Source organism: Mesorhizobium sp. M7A.F.Ca.US.002.01.1.1 (genome assembly GCF_004022955.1).
Taxonomy (GTDB): domain Bacteria; phylum Pseudomonadota; class Alphaproteobacteria; order Rhizobiales; family Rhizobiaceae; genus Mesorhizobium; species Mesorhizobium ciceri.
Window position 1 is genome coordinate 1 of record NZ_RZQE01000245.1, and the last position, 8,570, is coordinate 8,570.

General features: G+C 59.7%; 8 protein-coding genes and 1 pseudogene. 1 reads left to right on the forward strand and 8 read right to left on the reverse strand.

Features of this window, described 5'->3' with window-relative positions:
* Positions 1 to 151: 151 nt before the first annotated feature.
* The 8 genes from pqqE to EN932_RS21825 all read right to left on the reverse strand — a co-directional run bounded on the left by pqqE (position 152) and on the right by EN932_RS21825 (position 7,698).
* Positions 152 to 1,273, reverse strand: a complete 1,122-nt coding sequence (pqqE, locus tag EN932_RS21785) for a pyrroloquinoline quinone biosynthesis protein PqqE (protein ID WP_127368066.1) — start codon at positions 1,271 to 1,273, stop codon at positions 152 to 154.
* A complete protein-coding gene (gene pqqD, locus EN932_RS21790) occupies positions 1,270 to 1,563 on the reverse strand; it encodes a pyrroloquinoline quinone biosynthesis peptide chaperone PqqD (protein WP_032808964.1) in 294 nt (97 codons plus the stop codon). Before pqqD ends, pqqE begins: the two co-directional genes overlap by 4 nt.
* Positions 1,563 to 2,321 (reverse strand): pyrroloquinoline-quinone synthase PqqC, encoded by a 759-nt coding sequence (pqqC, locus tag EN932_RS21795; protein ID WP_013532076.1) that lies wholly within the window; start codon positions 2,319 to 2,321, stop codon positions 1,563 to 1,565. The genes pqqD and pqqC overlap by 1 nt, the downstream gene beginning before the upstream one ends.
* Positions 2,318 to 3,256, reverse strand: coding sequence for a pyrroloquinoline quinone biosynthesis protein PqqB (pqqB, locus tag EN932_RS21800; RefSeq protein WP_013532075.1), 939 nt, complete (start codon positions 3,254 to 3,256; stop codon positions 2,318 to 2,320). The genes pqqC and pqqB overlap by 4 nt, the downstream gene beginning before the upstream one ends.
* Positions 3,257 to 3,671: 415 nt before the next feature.
* Entirely contained in the window at positions 3,672 to 4,208 is a 537-nt protein-coding gene (locus EN932_RS21810) for a PQQ-dependent catabolism-associated CXXCW motif protein (protein WP_338048481.1), read from the reverse strand.
* A gap of 20 nt (positions 4,209 to 4,228) precedes the next feature.
* Complete coding sequence (locus tag EN932_RS21815) at positions 4,229 to 5,122, reverse strand: quinoprotein dehydrogenase-associated putative ABC transporter substrate-binding protein (RefSeq protein ID WP_013532072.1); 894 nt, start codon at positions 5,120 to 5,122, stop codon at positions 4,229 to 4,231.
* Entirely contained in the window at positions 5,094 to 5,618 is a 525-nt protein-coding gene (locus EN932_RS21820) for a c-type cytochrome, methanol metabolism-related (RefSeq protein WP_013532071.1), read from the reverse strand. The genes EN932_RS21815 and EN932_RS21820 overlap by 29 nt, the downstream gene beginning before the upstream one ends.
* A gap of 178 nt (positions 5,619 to 5,796) precedes the next feature.
* On the reverse strand, positions 5,797 to 7,698 hold the full coding sequence (locus tag EN932_RS21825) for a methanol/ethanol family PQQ-dependent dehydrogenase (protein WP_013532070.1): 1,902 nt from the start codon (positions 7,696 to 7,698) through the stop codon (positions 5,797 to 5,799).
* A 686-nt stretch (positions 7,699 to 8,384) separates the two neighbouring features.
* Here EN932_RS21825 and EN932_RS21830 point away from each other — a divergent pair.
* Positions 8,385 to 8,570 (forward strand): annotated as a pseudogene (locus EN932_RS21830) (hypothetical protein); the annotation flags it as partial.

Consider the following 8,570-nt stretch of genomic DNA (forward strand, 5'->3'; position numbering starts at 1 on the left):
GGTGAAATGCCTGACGGCATGCAGTATTTCGAGGTGCCCGCGGGTGAGGGGTACAGCCTGCTTTTTGTGCGCATCGGCCAGGACGAGCCATTGTTTGACGAGCAGACGCTACGCGTCTTGCCGAGGGGGTGAGAAGCGCTTTCTCGCCAGGTCAGGCGGATTCGGTCACCGCACCGATCCGCCGGTAGACGAATGCTTCTTCTCTCGAAGGAACTGTGGCAATGCGCTTGGCTTCGTCGATCAGCATTGCCATGCGAGCATGGATCGGCGATTTCGCGCAAGCCGGGTCCGTTGCAGCGGCATCGCCGGCGATCGCCATCGCCTGGCAGCGGCAGCCGCCCCAGTCGATCTCGCGCCGCTCACAGCCGCGGCATGGCTCCTGCATCCAGTCCGTACCGCGAAAGGCATTGAACGCCGGCGAATCGGCCCAGATTGAGGACAGCCTGCGTGGTTCGAAACGCTCGAAGCTAAGCGACGGGATCGTCTGTGCGGCATGGCAGGGCAGTACGGTGCCGTCAGGCGTCACCATGAAGGCGTCCCGCGCCCAGCCGCCCATGCACGGCTTGGGATAGATCGCGAAATAGTCCGGCGTCACAAAATCGATGTTGATGATGCCGGCCAACCGCTCCTGTGCCTCCGCGACGATCTCCGCCTGCCTATCGACCGCTTCACGCTCCGGCATCAGTTGATCGCGATTGGTCAACGCCCAGCCGGCATATTGCACATTGGCGATCTCGAGCCTCTCCGCGCCCAACGAAAGGGCGAGATCGATGAATTCCGGCACCTCCTCGATGTTATGGCGATGGATCGGCGCGTTGATGGTTAGAGGCAGACCGGCCGCGCGCGCGCGGCGTGCCGTCTCCAGCTTCTTTTCGTGGGCACCCTTGTGGTTGCCGATGCGATCCGTGGTCGCCGGCCGCGCGCCCTGAAAGCTCAGTTGCAGATGGTCTAGACCGGCTTCGGCAAATGCCTCGATACGGCCCTCGACGATGCCAACGCCCGCGGTAATCAGATTGGTGTAGACGCCGCGCCCCGCAAGCCCGGCGATCAATTGCGCGAGGTCGCGGCGCAGTGTCGGCTCGCCACCGGACAGATGCACCTGGAGCACGCCGAGATCGGCGGCCTCCGAGAACAGGGCGAGCCAGGTCTCTGTGTCGAGTTCGCGATTGGCCTTGAGCAGTTCGAGCGGATTGGAGCAATAAGGGCATTGCAGCGGGCAGCGATGCGTCAGTTCCGCCAGCATGCCGATTGGAGGGAGGAGGGGCGTGCTCATAGCCTCACCAGCAGCTTGTCCGACCATTCCTGCAGGAAGGCGATGACGTCGGTCGCCACGGCCTCCTGTTCGGCCTCATAATCGGCGGCAAGGCCGGCAATGATGTCGCCGACCGTGGACCGTCCATCGCAGCGTCGCAATATGTCGAGACTGACATCGTTCGGCCAGAATATCTTTTCCGGTGAAAGCACGGCGAATGCCTGCCGCAAGGGATCGTATTGTATGCGCACGTGCTTCGGCAGCGAAGGTACCGATCGCAACGACACCACAGCTCTTTCGCGCAGCGCCATCATAGGGCTGCCTCGGGCTGGAAGGCGCCGGGCGGTATGTTTCCCTGCTCGCCATAGGCGTGTTGAAGCGCGTCAAGCATGGCCCAGAGTATATCGCATTTGAACACCAGTGCATCGATTGCCTGCTGCTGGCGCTCCGCCGTATCGGCGTGGCTGAGCACGTAGGCAAGGGCGAAGTCGGCGTCACGCGAGGCCTGTTCGGGCCGTTGCTTGAAATAGGCCAGCGTATCCTCGGTGATGTAGTCGTATTTGGCCAGCATTGCCGGCACCCGCTCGCCGATGATGAGTGGCGAGAACATCTCGGTCAGCGAGGACGCGACCGCCTCGAACAGCGTCCGGTTTGTGCAAAAGGAAAGGTAAGCGCCCACCGCGAAGCGTGTCGCCGGCAGTGCCAGCCTTTCGCTCTTCACGGCCTCGGCGTCCAGGCCGAGCGAAGTTGCCAGATGCAGCCAGCGCGCGATGCCGCCGCTCCAGCCGTCCTCGCCGTCATGATCCTCGATCCGCTTGCGCCACGCGGCACGAAACGCTGGATCCTCGGCATGTACGAGTATCATGGCATCCTTGCGTGGGATGACCGCCTGATAGCAATAGCGGTTCAGCGCCCAGGCCTTCATCTCGGCCTTCGACAACGCGCCGCTGGTCATCCTGTGGTGAAAGGGATGGCGATTGTGATAGCGCTCGGCGCCAACCTGCCTCAGCACGGCTTCGAGAGCGCTCGTGGAGAGTCCGCCTTTGGCTGCATCGCGGAAGTCGCTCAAAATTCCATCTCCATACCGTCGTTTGCGATTTCCCAGCCTGCCGCCTTGACCGCCGCGTGTTCGGCGGAACTCTCGTCAAGGATGGGGTTGGTGTTGTTGATGTGGACGAAGACGCGACGGCCGACCTTCACATTGGCCAAGCCTGCAATCGAACCCAATTCTCCCGAGATCGCCAGATGCCCCATGCGCGCGCCGGTTTTCTGACCGACGCCGGCGACGATCATCTCGTCGTCGGTGTAGACCGTGCCGTCGAACAAAAGACAGGCGGCATCGGTGAGACGCGCGCGTAGCCGCGCATCGATGCGCGCGCAGCCTGGGATATAGAAGACGGAGCCGCGGCTGCCGATGCCGGCAATTCGGACTCCGATCGTGTCACCTGCGTCGGAGCTGAAATTGGCATCCGGATGGTCTCTATCCTCCAGATAGAGTGCTATCTTCCCGGGCACGGCAAAGGGCTCGATCATTACGCCGGTATCGCGGCCTTCTGCGTCGCAGATGGCCAACTCTTTCGCCGGCGGCAGGATGCGCCGCGGCACAAGCGCTGGATCGAGAACGTTGAAAATCGAATTCGCCTCCAGCGTCGCCAGAACCTGCGCCGTTGCATAGATGGCGAAAGGCTGCCGCTCGCGCAGGCTGAGCAGTCCGGCGATATGATCGACGTCGGCATTGGTCAGCACCACAGCGCGAATAGGTGTCGAGCGCAGCGGCGCATCGCCCGCAGGTTGCAATTCAGGTGTTGCAGCGATTTGCTGGCGAATGTCGGGCGAGGCATTGAAAAGAACCCAGCCCAACCCGTCCGCCGAGGCGGCGACACTTGACTGGGTTCGTGGATGCACGCTTGCCATGCCGTTGCGAGCCGCACGACTGAGACGGTAGTTGCAGTTCCATTGCGGAAAGCCGCCGCCCGCCGCCGATCCGATGATCCTCAAATGCATGAAAATGCCCGCGCGCCGGCTTCTCTGACCTGCAGGCAATTTGCAGTCACAAACAACACTCCGCGCGCTTTGCGTGCGTCAAAATCTTTCACGAAAATCCCATGCGGGGAGGGGATGCGCGCCCCTGTCGCCAGGGACGCGCACCTCTGCGGCCTACTTCTTGGGAGTAATTTCAGCAGGCAGATACCGTGAAATTTCGAAGCCAGCGGCAACCTGACACATGGTCGGTTTTTTCCAGTTCTTCTTCATGACATTTCTCCTCTTATACCAGCCCGAAGGGACCGATCCTGTCGTTAGCCAACCATTGCAGGGCACCGACGCAATGGCTCGTCCATCAAGTTTCAAAATGGACAAATGAAACAATAGGTTTTGAAAAATTGAAAACAAACTATCGAGAATAATTGCAGTCCTTATTTCAATTGTTCGTTGCGTAGGGTTTCTTCTCCTCCAGTGGAAGGTTTGCATCTTCCCACCCATCGGCGCCGAGCGGATACCAGATTACTGAACTGTAGCCCCACTGGACGGCCCGTTTCGCCGCATTCCACGACATCCAGCAATTCGTCATGCAGTAGAACAGAATCGCGCGCGACTTGTCCGTCCCGGCCTTGGCCGCGAGGCCTTGGCGAAAATAGCTGGCGGTCTCCTGCGAAATAGCGCCGTATCCCACATTGGCCAGCCATATGCTGCCTGGAATGTCCTTTCTGACCTTGTCTCTCCATATCGTCCCTGCCGGCAAATTGGCCGGTTTGGGCGTGTCCGGCATCACGTCGAAGAAGATCGCCTTTTTCGCTCGCCACAGCGCTTCCGCTTCCACCGTCGTCACCACCCTCGCGCCTTGCAGCGTCCGCGGCACCGGCGCCCGATAGTCGTCCATCCGGAAACCGCTGGGTTCGGCGATGTCGCCAGCCCATGTCGGCTCGGCCAGACCCAGAAGGCTCGCGGCGACCAGCACGAAAATAGTCTCCCTTCCATTCATTGGGTAATCAGGTTGTCGTGTTCGTCGATCAGCGGCACGTTGTAGCTCAGCAGGATCCTGGTGATCTCCGCCTGGTTTTCCCTGATCACCCGGTTGAGCGTCCGCTTCCATTCCTGGTCCGACGGACGTACGCCCATGGTGATGCGGTAAGACATGCGCGAGCCGGTTTTTTCCTTCACCAGTGGAACGATCGTCACATCAGCTCCGAGTTCCTTGGCGTAGTAACCTGCCATCGGTCCCCACAGCACCGCCGCATCGATCTTGTGTGCCAGCATGTCCTTGATCATGACCTCCCCCATTGATGGGGTGACGCGCGTATCCACCGCAAGCGGATAGATCTTGGCGGTCCGTAGAAGCTTGTTGGCGGCCATGTTGGCGGTTGGCGGCGTGCTTTCAACGACGCCGATCGTTTTGCCTGTGAGTCTGGGATCCTCGATCGTTTCCACGCCTTCCATATCGTGGCTTTTCGGATGCACCAGCACATAGGCGGAGCGATAGTAGGCGTTGGTGTTCTGCACCAGCTCATCGCCTTGGGCATAGCCCATGATGATGTCGCATCGGTTGGCCCCCAACGTATTGCGCACGAAGCCGGTGATCGTGGGAAACCAGGTGTAGGAGACGGACTTGCGCCCGGTTTTCGCGGCAACCAGTTCGGCCAGCTTGTTTTCGAAGCCTTCGCCGCTCTTGTCGGTGAAGGGCATATTCGAGGGATCGGCGCAGACGCGCAGAATGTCAGGGTCGACCAGTTCTCCCGCCGCGCCAAGGCCGGCGCTTTGCGCATGCGCGTTCGACGGCAGCAAGGCGAGTGTGCCGAGGATCGGCAGAACGACGCGCAGCTTCAATGCATCGCGGCCGATCATGTCATCCACCCATGCAGGATGCTTCGGCATCCTTCGCCGCCTGGGCCTTGTCTTCGTGCTTGGGCGGCCTTCCGCGGGGCGCCGCGCCATCCGCGCGCGCGCGCAGATAGACGTAGAGATCGTCCAGGTAGCAATAGACGTTCTTGTTGTCGCCAAAGGCAGGCATGACGTTTTCCTTGCCGCCGCCGACATTCTTGCGGCCTTCGGCGACGATCGAGAGGAATGTGGCGTAATCCATGGTTTTCAGGCTGTTGACCAAAGCCGGCGCATAGCTCGAACCTGTCGCGTCCTGTCCGTGGCAGACATGGCAATCGGAATGATACCGGCGGTAGCCGCTGAACGTGTACCAATCGACGGTTCCGTTTTCGATCTTGTAGGTCGGATTTCCATCCGCATCCAAATACTTGCCGCCTTCTTCCTTTACCGCCTTGGCTTTTTCCATGCTGTCGTCGGCCCGGGCGAGGCTCGAGCTTGCCAGAGGCAACAGAGCCAGCACGAAAGCCGAAATTACAATGCGAACGGACATTCAAACGCTTCCTTCATTTGCCAATGGACACGGTTTTGCTGTCGCGACCGGCATTGATCGGTGTTTTTGGGTGCGTAACCGAATCGAGAGCCCGGCCATGGCTTCCGGATGTCCGGGCTCTCGTTCTTCAAGCCTTTGGTCTCACAAGACCTGAGGCATGCTCAAGGTTCCCAGCGCATCAATCCGGGAGACCGAAGACGGTGAGCTGACCGCCCAGCGTCGTGTAGTCGGCAAGTGCCGCGTAGCCGCCGACGGCACCCAGGCCAGCTGTACCAACGACAGCGGCTTGGTCGCCTTGCGCGCGGCCCTGATCGACGGCGCCATGCCAGGCAGCGGCGTTGTCAGGCGAAAGCAGGCCGCCTGCCAGGCCGATACCAGCCCATCCACCGACGCCCGACAGAACGGCGATATACTGCTTGCCGCCCTGCTCGTAGGTCGTGATGTTGCCGATGATGCCGGACGGGGTCTTGAACTTGTAGAGTTCCTTGCCGTCCTTATCGACCGCCTTGATGTAGCCTTCGAGTGTACCGTAGAAGACGACGTCGCCATCTGTCGCCAACGCGCCCGACCACACCGAGAACTGCTCGGGCTTCGACCAGACGATCTCGCCCTTGGCCGCATCCCAGGCAATGAAGTTGCCCATGTTGCCGTCGCCGCCAGGTGCGGGATACATCGACACGGTGGCGCCAACATAAGGCTGACCGGCGGTGTAGCTCACCTTGTAAGGCTCATAGTCCATGCAGACATGGTTGGTCGGGACATAGAACAGCCCGGTCTTCGGCGAATAGGCCGCCGGCTGCTGGTCCTTCGTTCCAAGCGCCGCCGGGCAGATGCCCGTCGAGTTGGTGTCTTCGCCGTTCTGCTGGGTCGAATATTTCGCCACGACCTGCGGGCGACCATACTGTTCGCTCTTGGGGTCCATGACGACTTCGGTCGCCCAGTTCACGGCCGGATCGTATTTCTTGGCGACGAGAAGGTCGCCGGTGGCGCGATCCATGGTGTAGGCAAAACCATTGCGATCGAAATGCACCAGCACGTCGTGCTTGGCGCCGTTGACCTCCATGCCATCGACGAGGATCATCTCGTTGATGCCGTCATAGTCCCATTCGTCATGCGGGGTCATCTGGTAGAGCCATTTGGCAACACCAGTATCCGCATCGCGGGCCATGATCGTCATCGACCAGCGATTGTCGCCGGGGCGTTGGACCGGGTTCCACGTCGAGGGATTGCCGGTGCCATAATAGACCAGGTTCAGCTTGGGATCATAGGAATACCATCCCCATGTCGTGCCGCCGCCGGTCTTCCACTGCTCGCCTTCCCAGGTGTTCGTGCCGGAATCCTTGCCAACCGGCTTGCCGAGTTGCGTGGTCTTCTCGGGATCGATCAGGGTGTCTGCGTCCGGACCTTCCGAATAGGCTTTCCAGGCGAGTTTGCCATCTTTCAGATTGTAGGCGGCCAGCCAGCCGCGAACGCCGAATTCGGCGCCGGAGACGCCGATGAGCACCTTGTCCTTGACGACGACGGGGGCAGCCGTACCGGATTCGCCTTTGCCGCCATCGGTCTGGTCGCCGTTCTTGACCGACCAGACGACCTTGCCAGTCTTCGCGTCGAGGGCGACGACTGTGGTGTCGGCCTGATTGAGAATGATCTTGCCGTCACCATAGGCAACGCCACGGTTGACCGTATCGCAACACATGATCGGAATGACGTTGGGATCCTGCTTGGGTTCGTACTTCCAAAGGATCTTCCCGTCATTCTTGAGATCGAGCGCAAAGACATTGTTCGGGAAAGGCGTGTGGACATACATCACATCGCCGATGATAAGCGGTCCACCCTCGTGGCCTCGTAGCACGCCGGTGGAAAAGGTCCACTTGACCTGCAGGTTCTTCACATTGTCCGCAGTAATCTGGTTGAGTTTGGAATAGCGGGTGTTGGCGTAGTCACCCGTCTGCATTGCCCAGTTCTTCGAATCCGAAGCCAGCTTTGCAAGGTCCTCGTTAGCCGACGCCGTATAGGCCGCGCCGAGCGACAGAAACGCCGCAGTGGTTAGAATATAGGTAGCTTTCGTAAGTACACGCATCCGAATTCCTCCCGAGGTTCATAGTGATGAATCATTTGCTGAGCCCACAAGGGCTTGCCCAAGCGATTCACGGGGGGGAAATATTTCCGGCAGCGTGTCACGACCTAAGCCAGATGTGCAGAGGGCACCGTTACTGCCCACCTCACCTTGGCCTACGAAAGACTGTCGCCGCTCCCTAATGACGGTGACGCCCTTGAAGCCGGAAACAGGGTGAGGCTATGTCATCGTAAAAGGCTAGGCAAGCAAAAAAGCCTGCTGGTGTTTTTGCACCGCAATATCGTAAATGATGCGGTGCAATATAAGAAAATAAGCAGGACGGTATTTGTTAGATAAAGTATTTATGACCGCGAAATAACGATGGGGCACATAAAATTTAGTTATTTGTTGATTTTTACATTTCGCCTAAGCTTTGATTTTATTTGGAGGTATTCGCTTCGATGTCTCGGCATGGTCATGCGCGTGCTCCATTGGGAATCGATAGTGGGCCAAGCATGAGATGATCGTTGGAGTCGGGGCGTGGAGCAGGCCACGGAGCCGCCATGCGGAACCACGGTCGACAAGCCCCGCATTCCTCCTTTGGTCGCATACGGAAGCCATGGGCGCTTGACTGACTCTGCTGCACGTTGCCAACTGCCACGGTGATCCCGACTGGGCGCATCGCGCCTAGGCTAACCGGAGGTTTTCCCGTGATCAGATATGTTGGATTTTCGACTTTGCCGCTGCTCCTTGCCGGGCCGCTGGCCTTCGCAAACCCGGCGGGCGCCGCGGGTGATTACCCGACAGCAACGATCGCCGACTACGTGCTCGGCTGCATGCAGACGAACGGCCAGACACGTCAGGCGCTGGAAAGCTGTTCCTGCTCGATCGACGTC